At 72.8% G+C, this 21,143-nt stretch carries 23 protein-coding genes; 14 read left to right on the top strand and 9 right to left on the bottom strand.

Annotated elements, in window-relative coordinates; genetic code table 11:
* Nucleotides 1-8: 8 nt before the first annotated feature.
* Genes AB0P29_RS07145 through AB0P29_RS07135 form a run of 3 tightly spaced genes read right to left on the bottom strand, consistent with a single transcriptional unit; the run spans nucleotide 9 to nucleotide 2,553 of the window.
* Nucleotides 9-914: a CPBP family intramembrane glutamic endopeptidase gene (locus AB0P29_RS07145; protein ID WP_363379215.1), complete on the bottom strand. Its 906-nt coding sequence runs from the start codon at nucleotides 912-914 to the stop codon at nucleotides 9-11.
* On the bottom strand, nucleotides 914-1,660 hold the full coding sequence (gene trmB, locus AB0P29_RS07140) for a tRNA (guanosine(46)-N7)-methyltransferase TrmB (protein ID WP_359918018.1): 747 nt from the start codon (nucleotides 1,658-1,660) through the stop codon (nucleotides 914-916). Before trmB ends, AB0P29_RS07145 begins: the two co-directional genes overlap by 1 nt.
* A 59-nt stretch (nucleotides 1,661-1,719) precedes the next feature.
* Nucleotides 1,720-2,553 (bottom strand): DUF3097 family protein, encoded by an 834-nt coding sequence (locus AB0P29_RS07135; RefSeq protein ID WP_253035775.1) that lies wholly within the window; start codon nucleotides 2,551-2,553, stop codon nucleotides 1,720-1,722.
* Nucleotides 2,554-2,705: 152 nt separating this feature from the next.
* Here AB0P29_RS07135 and AB0P29_RS07130 point away from each other — a divergent pair, with 152 nt between their 5' ends.
* The 4 genes from AB0P29_RS07130 (at nucleotide 2,706) to AB0P29_RS07115 (ending at nucleotide 6,799) form a co-directional block, all read left to right on the top strand.
* Nucleotides 2,706-4,670, top strand: a complete 1,965-nt coding sequence (locus AB0P29_RS07130; RefSeq protein ID WP_363379214.1) for a TPM domain-containing protein — start codon at nucleotides 2,706-2,708, stop codon at nucleotides 4,668-4,670.
* A 74-nt stretch (nucleotides 4,671-4,744) separates the two neighbouring features.
* Nucleotides 4,745-5,479: a PspA/IM30 family protein gene (locus AB0P29_RS07125; RefSeq protein WP_363379213.1), complete on the top strand. Its 735-nt coding sequence runs from the start codon at nucleotides 4,745-4,747 to the stop codon at nucleotides 5,477-5,479.
* 64 nt (nucleotides 5,480-5,543) lie between these two features.
* Complete coding sequence (locus tag AB0P29_RS07120; protein WP_311284256.1) at nucleotides 5,544-6,356, top strand: arginase family protein; 813 nt, start codon at nucleotides 5,544-5,546, stop codon at nucleotides 6,354-6,356.
* Nucleotides 6,353-6,799 carry a Fe-S oxidoreductase gene (locus AB0P29_RS07115; RefSeq protein WP_363379212.1) on the top strand — a complete coding sequence of 149 codons (447 nt, stop codon included), beginning with the start codon at nucleotides 6,353-6,355 and terminating at the stop codon, nucleotides 6,797-6,799. The genes AB0P29_RS07120 and AB0P29_RS07115 overlap by 4 nt, the downstream gene beginning before the upstream one ends.
* Before the next feature lie 6 nt (nucleotides 6,800-6,805).
* Here AB0P29_RS07115 and AB0P29_RS07110 read toward each other — a convergent pair whose 3' ends face one another.
* Nucleotides 6,806-7,519 (bottom strand): tyrosine-protein phosphatase, encoded by a 714-nt coding sequence (locus AB0P29_RS07110; protein WP_363379211.1) that lies wholly within the window; start codon nucleotides 7,517-7,519, stop codon nucleotides 6,806-6,808.
* Nucleotides 7,516-7,995, bottom strand: coding sequence for a carboxymuconolactone decarboxylase family protein (locus tag AB0P29_RS07105; protein WP_363379210.1), 480 nt, complete (start codon nucleotides 7,993-7,995; stop codon nucleotides 7,516-7,518). Before AB0P29_RS07105 ends, AB0P29_RS07110 begins: the two co-directional genes overlap by 4 nt.
* A 44-nt stretch (nucleotides 7,996-8,039) precedes the next feature.
* On the opposite strand from AB0P29_RS07105, the gene AB0P29_RS07100 reads away from it, so the two are divergent.
* From AB0P29_RS07100 to AB0P29_RS07065, 8 genes are all read left to right on the top strand, one after another.
* Complete coding sequence (locus AB0P29_RS07100) at nucleotides 8,040-8,993, top strand: alpha/beta hydrolase (RefSeq protein WP_363379209.1); 954 nt, start codon at nucleotides 8,040-8,042, stop codon at nucleotides 8,991-8,993.
* A gap of 104 nt (nucleotides 8,994-9,097) precedes the next feature.
* Nucleotides 9,098-10,606 carry an ABC transporter substrate-binding protein gene (locus AB0P29_RS07095; protein WP_363379208.1) on the top strand — a complete coding sequence of 503 codons (1,509 nt, stop codon included), beginning with the start codon at nucleotides 9,098-9,100 and terminating at the stop codon, nucleotides 10,604-10,606.
* Nucleotides 10,603-11,553, top strand: coding sequence for an ABC transporter permease (locus AB0P29_RS07090; protein ID WP_253035539.1), 951 nt, complete (start codon nucleotides 10,603-10,605; stop codon nucleotides 11,551-11,553). Before AB0P29_RS07095 ends, AB0P29_RS07090 begins: the two co-directional genes overlap by 4 nt.
* Nucleotides 11,553-12,434 carry an ABC transporter permease gene (locus AB0P29_RS07085; RefSeq protein WP_363379207.1) on the top strand — a complete coding sequence of 294 codons (882 nt, stop codon included), beginning with the start codon at nucleotides 11,553-11,555 and terminating at the stop codon, nucleotides 12,432-12,434. Before AB0P29_RS07090 ends, AB0P29_RS07085 begins: the two co-directional genes overlap by 1 nt.
* The gene (locus AB0P29_RS07080; protein WP_253035541.1) at nucleotides 12,431-13,222 is read left to right on the top strand and encodes an ABC transporter ATP-binding protein; all 792 of its coding nucleotides are present in this window, start codon (nucleotides 12,431-12,433) and stop codon (nucleotides 13,220-13,222) included. Before AB0P29_RS07085 ends, AB0P29_RS07080 begins: the two co-directional genes overlap by 4 nt.
* Nucleotides 13,223-13,263: 41 nt before the next feature.
* Nucleotides 13,264-14,016 (top strand): ATP-binding cassette domain-containing protein, encoded by a 753-nt coding sequence (locus AB0P29_RS07075; protein ID WP_363379296.1) that lies wholly within the window; start codon nucleotides 13,264-13,266, stop codon nucleotides 14,014-14,016.
* Between the two features lie 41 nt (nucleotides 14,017-14,057).
* Nucleotides 14,058-15,116, top strand: coding sequence for a M4 family metallopeptidase (locus tag AB0P29_RS07070; RefSeq protein ID WP_363379206.1), 1,059 nt, complete (start codon nucleotides 14,058-14,060; stop codon nucleotides 15,114-15,116).
* Nucleotides 15,100-15,408: a protealysin inhibitor emfourin gene (locus AB0P29_RS07065; protein ID WP_363379205.1), complete on the top strand. Its 309-nt coding sequence runs from the start codon at nucleotides 15,100-15,102 to the stop codon at nucleotides 15,406-15,408. The genes AB0P29_RS07070 and AB0P29_RS07065 overlap by 17 nt, the downstream gene beginning before the upstream one ends.
* Nucleotide 15,409: 1 nt before the next feature.
* Here AB0P29_RS07065 and AB0P29_RS07060 read toward each other — a convergent pair whose 3' ends face one another.
* Genes AB0P29_RS07060 through AB0P29_RS07050 form a run of 3 tightly spaced genes read right to left on the bottom strand, consistent with a single transcriptional unit; the run spans nucleotide 15,410 to nucleotide 17,270 of the window.
* Nucleotides 15,410-16,033 carry an N-acetyltransferase family protein gene (locus AB0P29_RS07060; protein ID WP_363379204.1) on the bottom strand — a complete coding sequence of 208 codons (624 nt, stop codon included), beginning with the start codon at nucleotides 16,031-16,033 and terminating at the stop codon, nucleotides 15,410-15,412.
* 35 nt (nucleotides 16,034-16,068) lie between these two features.
* Complete coding sequence (locus tag AB0P29_RS07055; RefSeq protein WP_363379203.1) at nucleotides 16,069-16,755, bottom strand: uracil-DNA glycosylase; 687 nt, start codon at nucleotides 16,753-16,755, stop codon at nucleotides 16,069-16,071.
* Nucleotides 16,752-17,270 (bottom strand): phosphoribosyltransferase, encoded by a 519-nt coding sequence (locus AB0P29_RS07050; protein ID WP_363379202.1) that lies wholly within the window; start codon nucleotides 17,268-17,270, stop codon nucleotides 16,752-16,754. Before AB0P29_RS07050 ends, AB0P29_RS07055 begins: the two co-directional genes overlap by 4 nt.
* Nucleotides 17,271-17,385: 115 nt before the next feature.
* Here AB0P29_RS07050 and AB0P29_RS07045 point away from each other — a divergent pair, with 115 nt between their 5' ends.
* Nucleotides 17,386-18,831, top strand: a complete 1,446-nt coding sequence (locus tag AB0P29_RS07045) for an MFS transporter (RefSeq protein ID WP_217531232.1) — start codon at nucleotides 17,386-17,388, stop codon at nucleotides 18,829-18,831.
* Between the two features lie 6 nt (nucleotides 18,832-18,837).
* Here the strand turns inward: AB0P29_RS07045 and AB0P29_RS07040 are convergent, their stop codons facing one another.
* A complete protein-coding gene (locus AB0P29_RS07040; protein WP_217531135.1) occupies nucleotides 18,838-19,623 on the bottom strand; it encodes an SDR family oxidoreductase in 786 nt (261 codons plus the stop codon).
* 166 nt (nucleotides 19,624-19,789) lie between these two features.
* Between AB0P29_RS07040 and AB0P29_RS07035 the strand changes: the two genes are divergently transcribed.
* A complete protein-coding gene (locus AB0P29_RS07035) occupies nucleotides 19,790-21,112 on the top strand; it encodes a bifunctional o-acetylhomoserine/o-acetylserine sulfhydrylase (RefSeq protein WP_363379201.1) in 1,323 nt (440 codons plus the stop codon).
* Nucleotides 21,113-21,143 lie beyond the last annotated feature (31 nt).

Genomic DNA, 21,143 nt, shown 5'->3' with positions numbered 1-21,143 from the left:
GGCCCGGGTCAGGGCGCCGGAACGAGGAAGACCGCGTCGAGCAGTCCCGGGTTGTGGGCGTGGACGAGCACACCGAACACCACCGCATCGAACAGCAGGTGCACCGTCACGACGTAGGCGAGCGACTTCGTCCGCAGGAAGATGACGGCCTGCAGCAGCGCGAACGGGATCGTCAGCACGGGACCCCATGCGCGGTATCCCAGCTCCCACAGGAATGAGACGAACACGATCGCCTGCAGCACGTTCGCCGTCGCATCCGCGAAGTGACGGCGCAGCAGGGCGAAGCACGTGCAGATGAAGAACAGCTCGTCCCAGATGCCGACCGCGCCGACACCGACGAACAGGCGCGCGATGAGGTCGGGTGTGTCCACGACGGGCCAGTTCTCGTAGACGCCCGACGTGATGAAGTAGAACGGCAGGATCAGCCAGCCGAGCACGAGCACCGCGATCAGCCAGGCCCACTGCCAGAGCGTCCACCGCCCCCCGCCGCGCCAGGGGAACCGGATCGCATGGTCCCGGTAGACGAACCGCGACACGAGGTAGGGCACGAGGACCGCGCCGCCCAGCGCCAGGGTGAAGCGCACCATCGCCGCGTCGTCGAGCTCGGCCTTCAACGGGATGACGCTGACGATCAGCATCCCGATCGCGATGAGCGAGAGGTCGCGCGTGAGCGACGGGGTCCGGGCGACGCCCACCTGCGTGGACGACTCGAGGGTCGACCCCACCGAGACGACCTCACCACCACCACCCCCGCGATCGAGCAGCGCAGCGGTTCCGAGCCCCGCGGCGAGCAGAATCCACCCGAGCCAGGGCGTCAGCAGCACGAAGAACGCCGGCGCCGCCAGGCAGACGAGCAGCGCCGGCACGAGGCGCACACCGACGAGCGGACGTGCTCCTGCGTGGGCGCGCACCATCACGGCGTCCGCGGCCGGCGGCGGTACGTCAGGTCGCGGATGTCGCGCCCCTTGGCGATGCCCTTGCGCTCGAACGCGGTCATGATGCGCCCCTCGAACCGCGCCGCCCACTCCCCGTCGAAGGTCGCCTCGAACTCGTCGGCGCCGGCGAGGACCTCGCGCATCTGCAGCGCGTAGTCCTCCCAGTCGGTCGCGAGCCGCAGCACCCCGCCGTCCCGCAGCGCGCGGGCGGCGAGCGCGGGGAATCCGTCGGCGATGAGCCGGCGCTTGTTGTGCTTGGTCTTGTGCCACGGGTCGGGGAAGAAGATCCACACCTCGTCGACGGATGCCTCGGGCAGCAGGTGCTCGAGGACTTCGGGCGCGTTCGCCTCGACGAGCCGCAGGTTCCGCACGCCCTCACGGTCGGCGTCGAGCATCGTGCGGGCGAGCCCGGCGCGGAACACCTCGACGGCGATGAAGTCGGTGGCGGGGTCGGCCGCCGCGGCGTGCACGATCGCGTGCCCCTGCCCGGAGCCGATCTCGACGACGAGCCGGGCCGCGCGGCCGAACTCGGCGGCGGGGTCGATCGTGGAACCGGGGCGGATGCTGGTGGCCGCGGCATCCCGCTCGACCTCGAGCAGGTACGTGCCCGAGAGCTCGTCCCACGCGCGCTCCTGTGCATCGCTCATGCGTCCGCTGCGCCGCACGAACGACACCGGCTTGTCACGGAAGCGCGGCGCGGCCTCGGGCGCATCGGGGTCGGGCATGCGACCAGGGTATCCCGCGGTGTCCCGCGCCCCCGCGGGCCGGCCCTTGCGTCGCCCGCTCATGCGGTCACGAAGTCGATGAGTTCCTCGACGCGGCCGAGGAGGGCGGGGTCGAGGTCGCGGTAGGTCGTGACGGACCCGAGGATGCGCTGCCAGTTGTGGGCGATGTCGGTCTGGTCCTCGGCCGGCCAGCCGAGGGCGCGGCTGACGCCCTTCTTCCACTCGATCCCCCGCGGCACCTCCGGCCAGGCGGCGATGCCGACCGCGCGCGGCAGCACGCACTGCCAGACGTCGATGTGGGGATGTCCGACGATCTTCAGGAACGGTCCGTGCGGACCCCGCAGGATCTGCTCGGCGATGCGCGTCTCCTTCGACCCCGGGACGAGGTGGTCGACGAGCACGCCGTAGCGACGCTCCGCACTCGGCGGCTCGGCACGGAGCAGATCCTCCAGCAGGTCGACTCCCTGCAGGTACTCGACCACGACCCCCTCGATGCGGAGGTCGTCGCCCCAGACCTTCTCGACGAGTTCGGCGTCGTGGCGACCCTCGACGAGGATGCGCGAGGCCCGGGCGACGCGCGCCCGCGCCTGCGGGTCTGCGAAGGACCCGGATGCCGTGCGGGTCCGTCCCGCGGGGGCTGCGGCGCGGGGCGGGACGAGGTGAACGGGCCGACCGTCGACGAGGAACCCGCCGCCGATCGGGAACAGCCGCACACGGCCGTGCCGGTCCTCGAGCTCGACGTGGCCCGCCGTCACGCCGGTCACGGCACCCACGAAGTCGTCCAGCGCGACCTCGACGACGAGACCCCGCTCGGCGGGGACCGTCGCCACCGTGGGCCGCCCCTTGTCGCGCCATCCCGCGGCGAGCACGTCGCTTCCATACCGGTCGTCCATCGGCACCTCCGAACCGGGAAGCCTAGAGGAGGAACACAGAGCGAACGCACAGGCGCTCCGGTCGGATGCCGGTACCGAGGCATACGGGTCGCGGCATAGACTCGCGACAGGCGGTTCCGACCGCACTCGAGCGACTCCCGGAGGTCTGGACGATGCGATCCCGCCTGACGCCCGTCGTGGCGGTGTCGCTCGCGGTCCTCTTCGGCGCCGCCGTCGCCGCACCGGCCGCCGCGACCGAGCCGGTCACCCTCGACGAGACCCGTGTGCTCGACGCATCCGACGTCCTCACGGACGCGCAGGAAGCCCGCCTCGACGCCCGTCTCGCGCAGCTGCAGGACGACACCGGCCTCGGCCTGTGGGTCGTCTACGTCGACGACTTCACCGATCCGTCGAGCGCCGAGGACTGGGCGGACGCGACCGCCGAACGCAACAACCTCGGTCCGAACCAGTACCTCCTCGCGGTCGCGACCGAGGGGCGCGCGTACTACCTCTCCGCCGACTCGAGCGGCCCGATCTCCCCGGACGCCGTCGCACGCATCGAGCAGGAACGCGTGCTCCCCGCCCTGAGCGACCGCGACTGGGCGGGCGCCGGCACCGCCGCGGCCGACGGGCTCCAGGAGGCCCGGTCCGGGGGCGGTGGCGGCGGACTCGTCTGGGTCGTGGTGATCGTCGTGGCTGCGCTGGCGGCCCTCGTCGTGTGGGCGCTCGTGCGGCGTCGACGCCGCGGGGCGGGTGCGGCATCCGGCAAGGCCCAGGTCCCGCTGGAGGAGCTCGAGCGACAGGCCGGCGCAGCCCTGGTCCGCACCGACGACGCCATCTCGACGAGCGCGCAGGAGCTCGGCTTCGCGAAGGCGGAGTTCGGAGATGCCGCGACGGGCGAGTTCGAACAGGCGATCGCCGCGGCGCGCGCCTCGCTGCAGCAGGCGTTCGCCCTGCAGCAGAAGATGGATGACGAGACGCCCGACTCCCCCGAGCAGCGCCGCGCCTGGTACGAGGAGATCCTCGAGCGCTCGCGCGCCGCCGAAGCGGCCCTGGCGGAGAAGGCGGGCGCGTTCGAAGCCCTGCGGGACCTCGCCGCGAACGCCCCCGAGGCGCTCGCCCGCGTGCAGCAGCGCCGCGCCGAGGTCGGCGCGCGGGCCGCGGATTCGGACGCCCGGCTGACGCAGCTCCGCGCCGCCTACCGCGCAGAGGCGCTGAGCGCCGTCGCCGACAACCCCGACCAGGCGCGCGACCGGCTGACCTTCGCCGACGCGCGGCTCGCCGAGGCGCAACGCGAGGTCGCGGCGGGCGACGGCGCTGCGGCGGCCGTCGGCATCCGCGCGGCCGAGCAAGCCGTCGCGCAGGCGGCCCAACTGCAGGACGCGATCACGAAGCTCGCCGCCGACCTCGAGGCCGCGGAACGCGACGGCGCCGCCCTCGTCACCGAGCTCGAAGCGGATCTCGCGGCCGCGGCGGCGACACCCGATCCCGACGCCCGCCTCGCCCCGGTCATCGCCGCCACGCGGCAGAACCTCGACGCGGCGCGCGAGGATCTCACGGGCGCGCATCGCGACCCGCTCTCGGCCCTCACCCTGCTCGAGCGCGCGAACACCGCGATCGACGGTGCGCTCGGCCAGGTCCGCGAAGCGCAGCAGCGCGCCGACCGCGCTCGCAGCGTGCTCTCGCAGACCCTGCTGCAGGCGAGGGCGCAGATCTCCGCCGCGGAGGACTTCATCACCGCCCGTCGCGGCGCCGTGGGAGCGACCGCGCGCACCCGGCTCGCCGAGGCCGGAGCCACGCTGGTGCAGGCCACGCAGGCGCAGGACGGCGACCCGGAACGGGCGCTCGCCCTGGCGCAGCGCGCCTCGAGCCTGGCGGAGGAGGCGACACGGCGCGCGCAGAGCGACGTGGGGTCGTTCGCCGGCGGCGGAAACGCTGGCGGCGGAGGCGACTTCGGCGGCATGCTGGGCGGCATCATCATGGGATCCCTCCTCAGCGGCGGCGGGTCCCGTCGCTCCTCCGGCGGGTTCGGCGGGTTCGGCGGCGGCTCCTCCCGGCGCAGCGGCGGTCGCAGCGGCGGATCCATCGGCCGCAGCAGCGGCGGCTCCCGATCCCGCAGAGGAGGCGGTCGCTTCTGATCTTCCGACGCCGCAGGGCCACGACCTCCCCACCCACCCCGACACCACGACCTCCCGCTAGGAAAGGAAACACGATGGCAAAGCAGTCCATCTTCGGCCGCATCTCGACTCTGGTGAAGGCGAACATCAACGCCCTCCTCGACTCCGCCGAGGACCCGCAGAAGATGCTCGACCAGCTCGTCCGCGACTACACGAACAACATCGCCGACGCCGAGACGGCCATCGCCGAGACCATCGGCAACCTGCGTCTGCTCGAGCGCGATCACGACGAGGACGTCAAGGCCGCCGCCGAGTGGGGCAACAAGGCCATCGCCGCCAGCCGCAAGGCCGACGAGCTGCGCGCCGCCGGGAACACGACGGATGCCGACAAGTTCGACAACCTCGCCAAGATCGCCCTGCAGCGCCAGATCAGCGAGGAGAACGAGGCCAAGGCGATCGCCCCCTCGATCGCCGCGCAGACCGAGGTCGTCGAGAAGCTCAAGGACGGCCTCAACGGCATGAAGCAGAAGCTCGAGCAGCTGCGCTCGAAGCGCTCCGAGCTGCTGGCCCGTGCGAAGACCGCCGAGGCGCAGAACAAGGTGCACGACGCCGTCAAGTCGATCGACGTGCTCGACCCGACGAGCGAGCTCGGCCGCTTCGAAGACAAGGTCCGCCGCCAGGAGGCCCTGGCCGCCGGCAAGGCGGAGATCGCGGCGTCGTCGATCGACGCGCAGTTCAACCAGCTCGAGGACATCGGCGAGCTGACCGAGGTCGAGGCGCGCCTGGCCGCGCTCAAGACCGGCGGCAGCGCCGGGGCGATCGAGCAGTAAACCCATCCGCACGGACGGCGCCGGGCCCTCGGGTCCGGCGCCGTCCTGCTCCCCGGAGGTGTCCATGACCCGTTTCGTCGTCGCCCCGCAGTGGCAGGGCTCGCCGTCCGCCCGCGCGATGCGCCTCATCGACGGCGCCGAGGCGATCGCCGACGACCTCCCCCGGTCCGCGCTCACGCGGATCGAGGTCCCCGCCGAGGCAGGTGAGGCGCTCGGCACCGGCATCCGTCGGTTCAGCACCCTCACCCGCGTGCGCGATGCGATCGCCGAAGCGCTCGACGGCGCCGACGAGCCCGCCGTCGTCGTGGGCGGCGACTGCGCTGTCGCGGTGCCCGGGATCGCGGCCGCGGCCGCGCGGCATCCCTCCCTCGCCGTCGTCTGGTTCGACGCGCACGGCGACCTGCACACCCCCGCGTCCTCGCCCTCGGGCGCCCTCGCCGGCATGGCCCTGCGCGCCGCGATCGCGCCGGGCCCGTTCACGGACGCGCCCCCCGCCGCCGCCGCGCGCACCGTCCTCGTCGGGGCGCGCGCGCTGGACGACGGCGAGGCCGACGTGCTCGACTCCTCGCCGGTCACGATGCTCGCCGCCGACGCCCTCGCCGACCCCGCGGCCCTCGCGGACGCCGTCGCCGCGACCGGCGCCGACGCGGTGTACGTCCACATCGACCTCGACGTCCTCGACCCGGCCACGATCACGGGCGTGCTCGAACCGGTGCCGTTCGGCGCCCAGCCCGCCCAGGTCGTCGCCGCGATCGGACGACTGCGAGAGCGGATGCCACTGGTCGGCGCCTCCGTCGCGGGTTTCGCCCCGGCGAGCCGGGACGCCGCGGTCGAGGACCTCGGCACGATCCTCCGCCTGCTGGGCGCCCTCGCGTGAGTCCGCTCCCTCCGCCCGGATGGGAGCAGCGCGCGGAGCGTGCCCTCGACCGCGGGCGACGGTGGGACCGGTGGATCCCCGGCATCCTGCTCGACTCCCCCCTCAGCCGCCTCGGATACCTGGCGGGCACCGCCTTCGGGTTCGTGTGGGGGTCGCTCTGGTCGACGGGGCGGGTCGAACGCCGTGGCGGGCTCTGGGTGTTCCGCGGCATGCCCGAGGCGACGTTCGGACGCGGCGGCGTCTGCGTCGGCGGCTGCTTCCTCACGGGCACCGGCCCCATCGACGACCGGCTGCTCGCCCATGAAGCGGTGCACCGGGAGCAGTGGCGGCGCTACGGCATGCTCATGCCGCTGCTGTACCTGTTCGCCGGCCGCGACCCCCTCACCAACCGGTTCGAGATCGAGGCGGGGCTGGAGGACGGCCGCTACGTGCCGCGCCGCTGAGGGGCGTCACGCGATGAGGATGCGGCGGAGCTCGGCGATCTCGTCGTCGCGCAGTCCGTACGCCCGCAGGTAGTCGACCGGACCGCCGTAGCGCAGCCGCAGGTCCTCGAAGACGGCGCGCATCGCCTCTGCCGGCGAGCGCGTCGCGAGGTCCTCGAGGTGCCGCGCGTGCGGGTAGCGGGCGCGGAGGAAGCGCAGGACGGCGTCGTTGCGGGCCACCGGCAGCAGGTGCTCGGTGCGCGCGTAGTCGGCGACGACGGCCTCCTCGTCGACCCCCGCGGCGGCGAGGACGAGGGCGACCGACAGCCCGGTGCGGTCCTTGCCGACCGTGCAGTGGACGAGCACCGGCTGCGCCGCCAGCACGGCGCGCACCACCTCGACCAGCCGCGACGCAGAACCGTCGACGAGCGCCCGGTACAGGTCGTCGAGCGAGAGGTCGTCGTCGAAGAACGAGGCGGCCGACCCGGCGAACATCGGCAGGCACACGGTCTCGACGCCGAGACCGTCGATGCGGGACGGTTCGTCGCGTCGCTCCTGCTCGTCGCGGAGGTCGACGATGCGACGGATGCCGAACGCCGCGAGCCGCTCGCGGCCCTCCGAGGTCAGCCGCGCCAGGTGCCCCGATCGGAACAGGACGCCGTCCCTCGTGCGGCCGCCGTCCGCGGGCAGCCCGCCGACGTCGCGGACGTTGAAGACGCCGGGGACGTCGTGGACCGTCACGGTGTCGGCGGCGCCGGGCGCTCGGGCACCGGGTAGCGCCCCGCGATCGCGATGCGGTTGAAGGCGTTGATCGAGACGAGCAGCCAGCTGAGCGCGACGTACTCCTCCTCGGAGAGGATGCCGCCGACCCGGTCGTAGACGTCGTCGGGGACGCCCTCCTCGTGGATGAAGACGTAGGCCTCCGTGAGCTCGAGCGCCGCGCGCTCCCGCTCGGTGAAGACGCCCGATTCACGCCAGACGGCGATCTGCGCGACGACGTCCATCGTGAGCCCCGCCTTGGCGGCACGATCGGCGTGCACGCGCACGCAGTAGGCGCATCCGTTCAGCTGCGAGGAATGGATGAGGGCGATCTCCCGCAGGCGGGCGTCGATCCCCGCCTCGGCGGCGAGGTCGCCGACCGTCTTGGCGAACGCCTCGAGGGCGTCGTAGGCCGGCCGGGCCGCGCGGGCCAGGTGCACGCGGTGGGGATCGCTCATGCCGTCCACCGTAGCCGCGTCCCCGCCACCCGGGATCGGCGACAATGAGGAACGTGAGCGACGACGCGTTCGACGAGTTCTCCTACCTCCCCGCGCAGGGCGACGCCCTCGGGGTCCCCGTCCCGCCGGTGCGCCGCCTGACGCACCGCCTACCGGACGGACGGACGGTGAGCGCCCTGCGGTTCGGCGACCCGGACCTCGCGCCCGAGGTCACGTTCCTCCACGGCGCCGGGCTGAACGCCCACACGTGGGACACGACGGTCCTCGCCGCCGGTCTCCCGGCGCTCGTCCTGGACCTGCCGGGGCACGGCGACTCGTCGTGGCGCAGCGACGCGCAGTACACCGGTGACACCCTCGCCGCCGACATCGCGCCCGCCGTCACCGCCTGGACCGGCGGCCGCCCGCAGACCCTCGTCGGGCACTCGCTCGGCGGGCTCACCGCCGCGGCCCTCGCGGCGCGGCATCCCGAGCTCGTCGCGGTCCTCGTCCTCGTCGACATCTCCCCCGGCATCGACCCGAACGGCGCCGCCGCCTCGATCCGCGCCTTCTTCGCCGGTCCCACCGACTGGGCCAGCCGCGACGAGCTCGTCGACCGCGCGCTCTCGTTCGGTCTCGGCGGCTCGCGCGAGGCGGCCACGCGAGGGGTGTCGCTGAACTCCCGCATCCGCCCCGACGGCCGCGTCGAGTGGAAGCACCACTACGCGCACCTCGCGAACCGGCTCGCGGCGGACCCGGGGGCCGCCGCAGCGGTCGACGCCGCGCAGCGGGCGGATGCCGGTGTCCTCTCCGCCGCGGGATGGCACCACCTCGCCGCGGTCACCGCCCCCGTCACCCTCGTCACCGGCACGCGGGGCTTCCTCACCGAGGCGGACCGGCGCGCGTTCCGGGAGCGGATGCCGGCCGCACGCCATCTCGAGCTGGAGTCGGGGCACAACGTGCAGGAGGAGCGCCCCGTCGAGCTCGCCGCGGCCGTGCGCGCGGCACATGACGGCCGGTGACCGAACTGCGCGCGCGGGACTCTAGGCTGTAACGCGCACCCGAGCACTCCGATGGCGCGGCCGTAGTGACGACCCCCATCGTGCCGAAAGGATCCCCCACGCACATGCTTCGCCGCACCGCCCTGGCCGCCGCCGCGCTCGTCGCTGCCGGCGCCCTGCTCCTGTCCGGCTGCACCGGCTCCCAGCCCGGTCCCTCCGCCTCGGCAGGCACCCCCGACCCCGACGCATCCGTCAACGTGCGTCTCGTGCTCGAGCCGGGCAACCTCGACATCCGCGAGACGGCCGGTTCGGCCCTCGACCAGATCCTCGTCGACAACGTCTACCAGGGCCTCGTCGCCCGCACCCCCGACCAGGAGATCGTCCCGGCGCTCGCGAGCGACTACGAGGTCTCCGACGACAAGCTGACCTACACCTTCACGGTGCGCGAAGGCGTCACCTTCCACGACGGTCAGCCGCTCACCCCCCAGGACGTCGTGTGGTCGCTGACGCAGGTGCGCGACACCTCGACCTTCCGCGACTCCGCGCGGCTCGCGAACGTCGCGAACATCGCCGCCGACGGGCAGACCGTGACCCTCACGCTGAAGGCGCCCGATTCGACGCTCCTGTGGAGCCTCACCGGTCGCGCCGGGCTCGTCCTGAAGGAGGGCGACAAGATCGACCGCAAGACCGCGGCGAACGGCACCGGCCCCTTCCGTCTCACCGAATGGCGCGAGGGCGACAGCATCGTCTTCGAGCGCTTCGCCGAGTACTGGGGCACCCCGGCCGCCGCGGCCGAGGTCGTCTTCTCCTATGTGGGCGACAACCAGGCCGCCCTCAGCGGCGCGCTGGCCGGCGAGTTCGACGTGCTCACCGGGTTCGACGCGAACCTGAAGGACCAGATCGAGGCGAACGGCGACTTCTCGCTCGAGATCGGCGAGTCCACCGACAAGGGCACGCTCGCGTTCAACCAGACCTCCGGTCCGCTCGCCGACGACCGCGTGCGCCAGGCGATCCGCCAGGCGATCGACAACGCGTCGATCGTCGAGGCGCTCGGCGCCGGCACGACGATGTACGGCCCGATCCCGTCGCTCGACCCGGGCTACGAGGACCTCGCCGACGTCGCCCCGTTCGACCCGGAGGCCGCGCGCGCCCTGCTCGCCGAGGCGGGCGCCGAGGACCTCACCCTCACGCTCACGATCCCCTCGGCGTACGGCACCACGGTCCCGCAGATCCTCGTCTCCAACCTGCGCGACGTGGGGATCACCCTCCAGGTGAACCCCGTCGAGTTCCCGGCGTGGATCAACGACGTGTACGTCAACAAGGACTACGAGCTGAGCTTCGTGCTGCACACCGAGGCGCGCGACTTCGAGAACTGGGCGAACCCCGACTACTACTTCACCTACGACAACCCCGAGGTACAGGCGCTGTACGCGCAGTCGGTCGCCGCGACCGACGACGCCGAGGCCGCCGACCTGCTCGCGCAGGCCGCGCGCATCGTGTCCGAGGACGACGCCGCCGACTGGCTCTACAACGGTGCGTCCGTCGTGGCGGTCGGCTCGAACGTGAGCGGGATGCCGACCGTCAACGTCAACGAGCGACTCAACGTCGCAGAACTGGCCAAGAGCGAGGGGTGATCCGTTACGCGCTGACGCGACTGGCCCTGCTGGTGCTGGGCCTGTTCGTCGCCAGTGCGCTGATCTTCACGACCCTGCGCATCCTCCCCGGTGACGTCGCGCAGCTCATCGCGGGCGTCAACTCCACCCCCGAGCAGATCGCAGGGATCCGCGAGCGCCTGGGACTCGACCGGCCCCTGCCCGTGCAGTACGGCGACTGGATCGCGGGCATCCTCACGGGCGACCTGGGACGTTCGCAGCTGACCGGCACGCCGGTGGCCTCGGAGCTGCTGCAGAAGGCGGAGGTCACGGTGCCCCTCGGCATCCTCTCCTTCGTCATCGCCCTCATCGTCGCGGTCCCGTTCGGCGTGCACGCCGCGGTCCGGCGCCGCCGACCGGACGGCGTCCTCGTCTCGGTCGGCGCGCAGGCCCTCGCCGCCGTCCCGGTCGTGTGGGCGGGGATGATGCTCGTCGTCGTCTTCGCCGTGTCGCTCGGCTGGCTGCCCGCCCAGGGGTTCCCGCGGGCCGGTTGGTCCGACCCCGGCGCGGCCGTCCGCGCCTTGCTCCTGCCGGCCCTCACGATCGGCGTCGTCGAGGGCGCGGTCCTGCTCCGGTTCGTGCGCTCGGCGACCCTGCAGGCGATGGGGCAGGACTTCGTGCGGACGGCGGCCGCGAAGGGACTCACCCGCACGCAGGCACTCCTGCGGCACGGCCTGCCGAGCGTCGGCCTGTCGGTCGTCACCGTCTTGGGCGTCCAGGTCGCCGGCATCATGGTCGGCGCCGTCGTGATCGAGCAGCTCTTCAGCCTCCCCGGCATCGGCCGCATGCTCGTGGAGGACACCGGCAACCGGGACCTCGTGAAGGTGCAAGGCGAGCTGCTCGTGCTCACCGGGCTCGTCCTCGTCATCGGTTTCGCGGTCGACCTCGTCCACCGCCTCCTCGATCCGCGTCAGCGGGAGGCCGAGTGATGCGGCGGTTCGCGTGGGCGCAGCGGCTCTGGGGGTCGGGCACGGGACGGTTCGGCGTCGTCGTCGTTCTCGTCATCCTCGTCGTCGCCGCCGTCTCGCTGGTCTGGACGCCGTTCGATCCGCAGCGCGTCGATGTCGCGAACCGGTGGTCCGGACCGGATGCCGCGCATCTGCTCGGCACCGACGGTTCGGGCCGGGACATCCTCAGCCTGCTCATGGCCGGTGCGCGCACGACGGTCCTCGTCGCCGTCGGCGCCGGGGTCATCGCGACCGTCATCGGACTCCTGCTCGCGGCTCTCGGGGCGCTCACCCCGCGGCCCGTCCGCGAGGCCGTCACGGTGCTCGTCGACGTCCTCATCGCCTTCCCCGTGCTGCTCATCGCGATGATGATCTCGGCGGTGTGGGGCGGCTCCCTTCTCGTGGTCGTCGTCTCGGTCGGCATCGGGTTCGGGGTCAACATCGCCCGGGTGACCCGGCCCGAGCTCCGCCGGGTGCTGCACAGCGACTTCGTGCTCGCCGGACGCGCCTCGGGCTTGACCCCCTGGCAGAACCTGTGGCGCCACCTGCTGCCGAACGTCGCGCCGGTGTTCATCGTGCAGCTGTCCTGGGGCATGGCCGTCGCCGTCCTCGCCGAGGCGGGACTGTCCTACCTCGGGTTCGGGGCCCCCGTGACGGAGCCGTCGTGGGGGCTGCTGCTGGCCGACCTGCAGCGGTTCATCAGTGTCCACCCGCTCTCGGTGGTGTGGCCGGGGCTCGCGATCACCCTGACGGTGCTCGGTTTCAACCTCCTCGGCGACGCCCTGCGCGACGCCACCGACCCCACGCTGTCGCGCCGTGTCGGCCCGGTCGGCGCGGAACCGCCCGCGGCGGTGACGGCATGACGCTCTCGGTGGCGGGACTCACGATCGACGTCGGCGGTCGCCGCGTCGTCGACGGCATCGACCTCGAGGTGGGCGACGGCGACCGCGTCGGCCTCATCGGCGAGTCGGGGTCGGGCAAGTCCCTCACGGCGCTTGCGATCCTCGGACTCCTCCCCGACGGCGCGGAGGTCGGCGGCAGCATCCGCTGGGACGGGCGGGAGCTCGTCGGGATGCGGGACCGCGACCTCGCGCAGCTGCGCGGGGACGAGATCGGCATGGTGTTCCAGGAGCCCCAGACGGCGCTCAACCCGATCCGCACGGTGGGGCGGCAGATCGCCGAGTCGATCCGCATCCACCATCGCGACGTCTCCCGCGCCGACGCGTGGGCGCGGGCGGTCGAGGAGGCGCGCCGGGTGCGCCTGCCCGATCCGGAGTCGATCGTCCGCCGCTACCCGCACCAGCTCTCGGGCGGGCAGCGTCAGCGCGTCGCGATCGCCATGGCCCTCGCCTGCCGGCCGCGTCTGCTCATCGCCGACGAGCCCACGACGGCGCTCGACGTGACGATCCAAGCCGAGATCCTCGACCTGCTGCACCAGCTCGTCGACGAGGACGGGATGTCGCTCGTGTTCATCACGCACGACCTCGCGGTGCTCTCGCAGATCGCGACGGACGCCGTCGTCCTCGACACCGGACGGGTCGTCGAGCAGGGACCGCTGCGCACGCTGCTGCGCTCCCCCGCCTCCCCCGTCACGCAGGCCCTGCTGCGGGACGCGACGGCGACCCTGTGGCGACCGAGGGGGGACGCGTGAGCGAACTGATCCGTGCGCGCGGACTCACGCGGCGGTACCGGATGCCGCGGGCCGGCGCCTTCGCACCGAAACGGTGGACGACGGCGCTCGACGACGTGGACGTCGATGTCCGCGCCCACAGCGCCCTCGGCATCATCGGCGAGTCCGGCTCGGGCAAGTCCACGCTGGTGCGCCTGCTGCTCGGCCTCGACACGGCGACCGCCGGCACCGTCGAGTTCGACGGGCGTCCCGTCGACGGGAGCGCACACGCTCGCTCCCTGCACTGGCTGCGACGGCGGACCGGCATCGTCTTCCAGGACCCGTACGGGTCGCTCGACCCGCGGATGAGCGTCGGACGCATCGTCGGCGAGCCGCTGTCGGCGCTCGAGATCCCGGGCGACCACCGCGCGCGCGTGCGGGAAGTGCTGGACGACGTCGGCCTGCCCGCCGACGCCGCGGAGCGGTTCCCCCACGAGTTCTCGGGCGGTCAGCGGCAGCGCATCGCCCTCGCCCGCGCCCTCGTGCACCGTCCCGACGTCCTCGTCGGCGACGAGCCGCTGTCGGCGCTCGACGTGACCGTCCGGGCGCAGATCCTCGACCTCATCCGGGGCCTGCGGCAGCGGGACGGCCTGACCCTGGTGATGGTCTCGCACGACATCGGCGTGGTGCAGAGCCTCTGCGACGACGTCGTCGTCATGACCGAGGGCCGTGTCGTCGAGGAGGGCCCGACCGAGAAGGTCCTGCTCGATCCGCAGGTCGCCTACACCCGTCGCCTGCTCGCGTCGATCCCCGTCATCGACCCGCGCGAGCGCTGACCGACGGCCCGGGTGTCGGCGCCGGGCACTAGCGTGGCGGCATGCACGCCATCGTCCCGCCGTACCTGCTCGCCCGTCTCGCGGCCGCTCCGGCCGAACGATTCCCGCACGCCGTCGCCGCCGCACGCGCGACCCTCGCCGTCCCGCGGGCGTACGCGCCGATGCGCGCGCACCTCGACCTGTCGGTCGACGGCGACGCCCTCGTCGTCTCGGCGGCGCCCGACCCCGACCGGCTGATCTCCGACGCGCAGAACCGCGAGGAGCTGCCGGGCACCCCCGCCCGCGCCGAGGGCGCCGCCCCCACCGGCGACGCGGCGGTCGACGAGGCGTACGACGGGCTCGGCGCGACCTTCACCTTCCTCTGGGACGCCTTGGAGCGGGTCGGTCTCGACGGCCGCAGCGGCGCTCTCGCCGCCACCGTGCACTACGGCCGGGCGTACGACAACGCGTTCTGGGACGGCGAGCGCATGGTGTTCGGCGACGGCGACGGCGAGGTGTTCGCCGGGTTCACCCGTTCGCTCAGCGTCATCGCGCACGAGCTCGGGCACGGCGTCATCGAGAGCGCCGGCGGCCTCGACTACTCGGGGCAGTCCGGCGCGCTCAACGAATCGATCGCCGACGTCTTCGGGGCGCTCGCCGACCAGCACCACCGCGGCCAGACGGCGGATGCCGCGACCTGGCTCATCGGCGCCGAGATCTTCACCGACGCCGTCACCGGATCGGCGCTGCGCTCGCTCGCCGCCCCGGGCACCGCCTACGACGACGACGTGCTCGGCACGGACCCGCAGCCCTCGCACATGCGCGATTTCGTCGAGACCTCGGGCGACAACGGCGGCGTGCACATCAACTCCGGCATCCCGAACAAGGCCTTCCACCTCGTCGCCACGGCGCTCGGCGGCTACGCCTGGGAACGCGCGGGACGCATCTGGTACCTCACCCTCACCGCGGGTTCCCTCAGCCCCGCCGCCACCTTCGCGCAGTTCGCGACGGCGACCGCGGACACCGCGGCGCGGGAGTACGGTGAGGACTCGGAGGAGGCCGTCGCCGTCCGCACCGCGTGGGCGAGCGTCGGAGTCGTGGAGGATGCCCGAACCCGCTGACCCGATGACGATCGTCGTGGTGCGCACCGGCGGCTTCGCGGGGCTGCGCCGGGCGTGGCGCGTCGAGGTCGCTCCCGAGGAGGCGGACGGGTGGATGCCGCTCATCGACGCGTGCCCGTGGGAGGAGCCACCGGCATCCGCTCCCGGTGCCGACCGGTTCTCGTGGGAGGTCGCCGTGGCCGGCGGCTCGTGCCACCGCCGGGCGTCGCTCGGCGACGGCGACGCCGCCGGGCCCTGGCGCGACCTGATCGACCGGGTGCAGGCCGACGGCGAGGCGGTGCCGGCGCCCTGACTCAGCGCGCGCGGATGCGCGACAGGATCGATTCCTTCTTCTTCGGGTTCAGGTGCTTCTGCAGGTAGATCGTGCCGAGCGATCGCCCGAACTTGTACCCGACGCGGCCCATCCGGCCCACCTCGACGAAACCGAGCCGCTCGTGCAGAGCGAGCGAGGCCTCGGCCCCCTTGTCGCTGATGACGGCGACCATCTCGCGGATGCCCTTCTCCTCGCACGCGGCGATGAGGGCCTGCAGGAGCGCCGTGCCGAGCCCCTTGCCGGTGGCCGCCTGACCCAGGTAGATCGAGTTCTCGACCGTGTAGCGGAAGCCGCTCTTGCCCGTCCAGGGCGAGACGAGGCCGTACCCGAGGATCTGCCCGGTCGGCGAGACGGCGACGAGGAACGGCAGCCCGAGCTTCGTCAGGTGGTCGAACTTCTCCACCCACTGCGCGTGCGTCCAGCGCTTCTCGTCGAAGGTCACGACCGAGTTGGTGACGTAGTAGTTGTAGATCTCACGGACGTCCGGCATGTCGGTGCGCACGGCGGGACGCAGCTCGAAGGAGAACTCGCGCTCGGGCTCGGGCCGGCGGCGGAGGTGACGGGGCAGGCGGCGACGATCGCGCTCGTACTCGTCCTCCAGCATGCCGCCAGCATACGGCTCACCGGCGACCCGTCCCGTCAGTCGGGCAGTCGCCAGTCGACGGGGGCCGCCCCCTGCGCCTCGAGCAGCGCGTTCACCCGAGAGAACGGCCGCGACCCGAAGAAGCCGCGCCGCGCCGAGAGGGGGGACGGATGCGCCGACTCGACGCGCGGGGTGTCACCCAGCATGGGGATGAGGCCTGCGGCATCCCTCCCCCACAGCACCGCGACGAGCGGACCGGGCCGCGCGACGAGGGTGCGGATCGCGTGCTCGGTGACGCATTCCCACCCCCAGCCGCGGTGGGAGCCCGCCTCGCCGGGCGCGACGGTGAGGACGCGGTTGAGGAGCAGGACGCCCTGCTCGGTCCACGCCGACAGGTCGCCGTGCGACGCCGGCGGGATGCCGAGATCGGCCGAGAGCTCGGCGTAGATGTTGGCGAGGCTGCGCGGCAGCGGGCGCACGTGCCGCTCGACGGCGAACGAAAGGCCGATCGGATGCCCCGGGGTGGGGTACGGGTCCTGACCGACGATGAGCACCCGCACCCGCGACAGCGGCTGCGCGAAGGCGCGCAGGACGTGGCGTCCCTCGGGCAGGTAGCCGCGCTCGTCGGCGCGCAGGCGGTCGCCGAGGGCCGCGATGTCGGATGCCACGGGCCCGAGCGCCTGCGCCCATTCCGGGTCGAGCAGACCGTCGGCGGCCAGGTCGTCGAGCGAGCGGGCGGTCATGCGCCGGCGGGGAGCCCCTGGTCCTCCTGGACCACGGTTCCCCGGAACGACCAGGGGAAGTCGATCCAGAGGTCGGTCTCGCGCCACGAGTAGTCGGGCATCGCGATCGACCCGGGCTTCGTGTAGATGCACACCGAGCGGACGTCGGCGCCGGCCTCCCGCAGCATCTTCACGGCGAGCGCGAGGGTGCGGCCGCTGTCGGCGACGTCGTCGACGAGGAGCACGCGCTTGCCGGGGAGGGCGCCGAGGTCGAGGTCGGGCGGCAGGAGCGCGGGGGCGTCGAGCACCGTGCCGATGCCGGTGTAGAACTCGACGTTCAACGCGCCGCAGCTCTTCACCCCCAGGCCGTACGCGATCGCTCCGGCGGGCAGCAGTCCCCCGCGGGCGATGGCGACGACGATGTCGGGAGCGAACCCGTCGGCGATGATGGATCGCGCGAGGTCGCGGGTCGCGCCGCCGAAATCGTCCCAGGTCAACGTCTCGCGTTCGCCGGCCACCGGCATCCCTTCGTCCATGAGGTCCCAGACTACGACCTGCGGGGCGGGCGCCTTCGCGGTCGCGCGCCCCTCCGGCGCTAGGCTCGCGCTCGTGACCGGCTCCGCGCGCTCCTCGGCCCTGCAATCGTCCGCGCTGCGTTCCTCGGCCGCGGGGATCACCGCCGGGCTCATCGGGTGGTTCATCCTCGTCGAGATCGTCAGCGGCATCCTGCAGGGGTTCTACGTGCCCCTGTTCAGCGACATCGTGATCCAGCTCGGGATCCGCGACGCCGACGTCAACTGGTTCGAGGCGGGGCAGCTGCTGCTCAGCGCCCTCGTCGTGCCGATCCTCGCGAAGCTCGGCGACATGTTCGGCCACAAGCGCATCCTGCTCGTCGCGGCGATCCTCACCGCGCTCGCCTCGTGGGGTCTCGTCTTCGCCGACTCTTTCTGGACGTTCCTGCTGTTCTGGTCGCTGCAGGGCTTCTACGTCGTGTGGCTCCCGCTCGAGATCGCCTTGATCTTCGAACGCGGGCGGCAGCAGAACCGCGGCGTCTCGATGACCCGGCGCGCCGCCGGCCTGCTGGTCGTGGGGCTCGAGGCCGGCGCCATCATGGGCGCCCTGGCGGCGGGTCGGATCTACGCGGCGACGGGCGACCTCGGCCTCACCCTCATGGTGCCCGCCGTCGCAGTCTCACTCATCGCGGTCGTCATCTGGGTCTTCGTGCCCGAGTCGACGCCGAGCGGCGAGCGCCGCCTCGACACGTGGGGCGTCGTCCTGCTCGCGTGGGGTCTGCTACTGGTCACCGGTGCACTGGCGTGGATGCGGCTCATCGGTGAGCTCGCACTCGGCCCGGTCGCGTGGGCGGGGGTCGTGGGGCTGTTCGTGGTCGGCGTCGGCGTGCTCGTCTGGTTCGTCCGTCACGAGCGGGGCCACGCCTCCCCGGTGATCGACGTGCGGGTCCTCGCCCGACCCGACATGTGGCCGGTGCAGGCGACCGCTTTCCTCATCGGCATCAGCCTGCTCGGTGCGCAGGGCCCGCTGTCCACCTACGCCGGGACGGACTCCTCGCTCGGCTACGGACTCGGATTGGATGCGACCGAGCGCTCGTACGTGATCGGGCTGTACCTCGTGTCGCTGATCGTCGGCGCGGTGCTGTTCGCCGTCACCTCGCGACGGGTCAGCCCGCGGCTCGCGCTCATCGCCGCCGCCGCCCTGGTGGGCATCGGGTACGCGCTCTTCCTGCCGTTCCACCTCGAGGTGTGGCAGGTGCTGCTGAACCTGTCGATCGCGGGCATCGGCTGCGGCGCGCTCGTCGGCGCCCTGCCCGCGGCCGCGGCGGCGGCAGCCCCGCTCGGCAAGACCGGGGAGGCCTCCGGCCTGACCAACACGACGAAGACGATCGGCGGCGCGTTCTCGTCCGCCGTGTTCGGCGTGGTCCTCGCCGCCGGCGCCGGCAGCGTCGTCGGTCAGACGGCGAGCTCGCTCGGCGGCTACCTCACGGTGTGGGCGATCTGCGCGGCCGGCGGATTCCTCGCCGCCGTGCTGCTGGTGTTCGTGCCGAAGGTGGCGTTCGCCGACGCCCCGCCCGCGGGCTGAGCGCGGTCAGTCCTTGTCGCTGCGGGGGCGGAGGCGCCCCCGCGCCAGCAGGTGCTGCGCCGACTGGGCGACCGGTCGCATCGTGACGAGGTCGAGGTTCACGTGTCCCGGCGCCTCGAGCGCGTACCCGATGACGTCGGCGACGTCGGCCGCCGTCAGCGGCTCGTCGACGCCGTCGTAGACCTTCTCGGCCGCGGCCCGGTCGCCGCCGAGGCGGTTCAGCGAGAACTCCTCGGTCTGCACCATCCCGGGGGCGATCTCGACGACGCGGATCGGCTCGCCGTTCAGCTCGAGCCGCAGCGCGTGCACCAGCATCGACTCGCCCGCCTTCGCCGCGTTGTACCCCGCACCGCCCGGGTAGGCGGTCTGGGCCGCGGTCGAGGTGACGTAGACCGTGTCGGCGTGACCGTCGGCCTCGGCGGCGCGCCGCAGGAGCGGCAGGAGGGCTGCCGTCAGCAGCTGCGCCGACAGGACGTTGGCCTCGAACATCCAGCGCCAGTCGGCGGCGTCGCCGTCCTCGACGCGCTGCGTCCCGCGGGCGCCGCCCGCGACGTGGACGAGCGCGTGCACCGGACCGGTGTCGGCGAGGTGCGCGGCGAGCGCCGCGACGTCCGCCTCGCTCGTGAGGTCGGCGGCGTACGAGCGCGACCCGATCTCGGCGTCGAGGGCCTCCAGGCGCGCCGCGCGCCGGGCCACTCCGACGACGTCCCAGCCCCTCGCGCGGAGGTCGCGCACGACCGCCTCACCGATCCCCGAGCTCGCGCCGGTCACCACTGCACGTCGATTCGCCATGAGGTCCACGCTAGCCACTCGCGACCCGCCCCCCGGCACGCCGTCACGTTACGCCGCGTGTCCGTTCCGTTGTCCTCGCCGGATGCGGCTCGTAACGTCGGTGTCGAGCCCGCGGCATCCGTCCGCAGGCCGTCACCCCACCGTCCACTCACGCAGGGAGCCCGTCATGTCCGCACCCGAGAACTGGCGCTTCGAGACCAAGCAGATCCACACCGGCGCCGCTCCGGACCCGGTCACCAAGGCCCGCGCCACGCCGATCTACCAGACGACGTCATACGTCTTCGACAACGCCGACCACGCTGCGAACCTGTTCGCCCTCGCCGAGTTCGGCAACATCTACACCCGCATCCAGAACCCGACGCAGGATGTGCTCGAGCAGCGCCTCGCCGGTCTCGAGGGAGGCACCGGCGCCCTCCTCGTCTCGTCCGGCCAGGCGGCCTCCACCTTCGCCATCCTCAACATCGCACAGGCGGGCGACCACATCGTCTCGTCGAGCTCGATCTACGGCGGCACCTACAACCTCTTCAAGTACACGCTCGCCAAGCTCGGCATCGAGACGACGTTCGTCGAGAACCAGGACGACGCCGAAGAATGGCACCGTGCGGTCCGCCCGAACACGAAGCTCTTCTTCGCCGAGACGATCGGCAACCCGCAGATCAACGTCCTCGACATCCGGACGGTCGCCGACGTCGCCCACGCCTCCGGTGTGCCGCTCATCGTCGACAACACGATCGCGACGCCCTACCTCATCCGTCCGTTCGAGCACGGCGCCGACATCGTCGTCCACTCGGTGACCAAGTTCCTCGGCGGCCACGGCACCACCATCGGCGGCGTCATCGTCGACGGCGGCTCGTTCCCGTGGTCCCAGCACGCCGACCGCTTCCCCGGCCTGACCACGCCCGACGAGTCGTACCACGGCGCCGTCTACACCGCAGCGGTCGGCGACGCCCTCGCCTACATCATCAAGGCGCGCGTGCAGCTGCTTCGCGACCTCGGCTCCGCGATCTCGCCGCAGAGCGCGTGGAACCTCATCCAGGGCGTCGAGACGCTGTCGCTGCGCATCGAGCGTCACGTGCAGAACGCGCAGGAGATCGCGGAGTGGCTCGAGAATCACCCCGACGTCGCCTCGGTGAACTACTCGGGCCTGCCCACCTCGCCCTGGTACGCCGCGGCGAACCGCTACGCCCCGAAGGGTGTCGGCGCGGTGCTGTCGTTCGAGCTGAAGGGCGGTGTCTCCGCCGGCCGCGAGTTCGTCAACGCGCTGAGCCTGTTCAGCCACCTCGCGAACATCGGCGACGTGCGCTCGCTCGTCATCCACCCGGCATCCACGACGCACTCGCAGCTGACCCCGGAGCAGCAGCTCACCTCGGGCGTCACGCCGGGCCTCGTCCGCCTGTCGGTCGGCCTCGAGAACATCGACGACCTGAAGGCCGACCTCGACCAGGCCCTCGCCGCCGCGCGCCGCCTCTCCGAGGCCGCCCGCGCCTGACCTCCCCTCCTCAGGAGACCGACACCCCGCC

It is taken from the genome of Microbacterium sp. NPDC080220 (genome assembly GCF_040686395.1).
GTDB classification, from domain to species: Bacteria; Actinomycetota; Actinomycetes; order Actinomycetales; family Microbacteriaceae; genus Microbacterium; species Microbacterium gawkjiense.
This window is presented reverse-complemented; position numbering and strand designations above follow the sequence as displayed.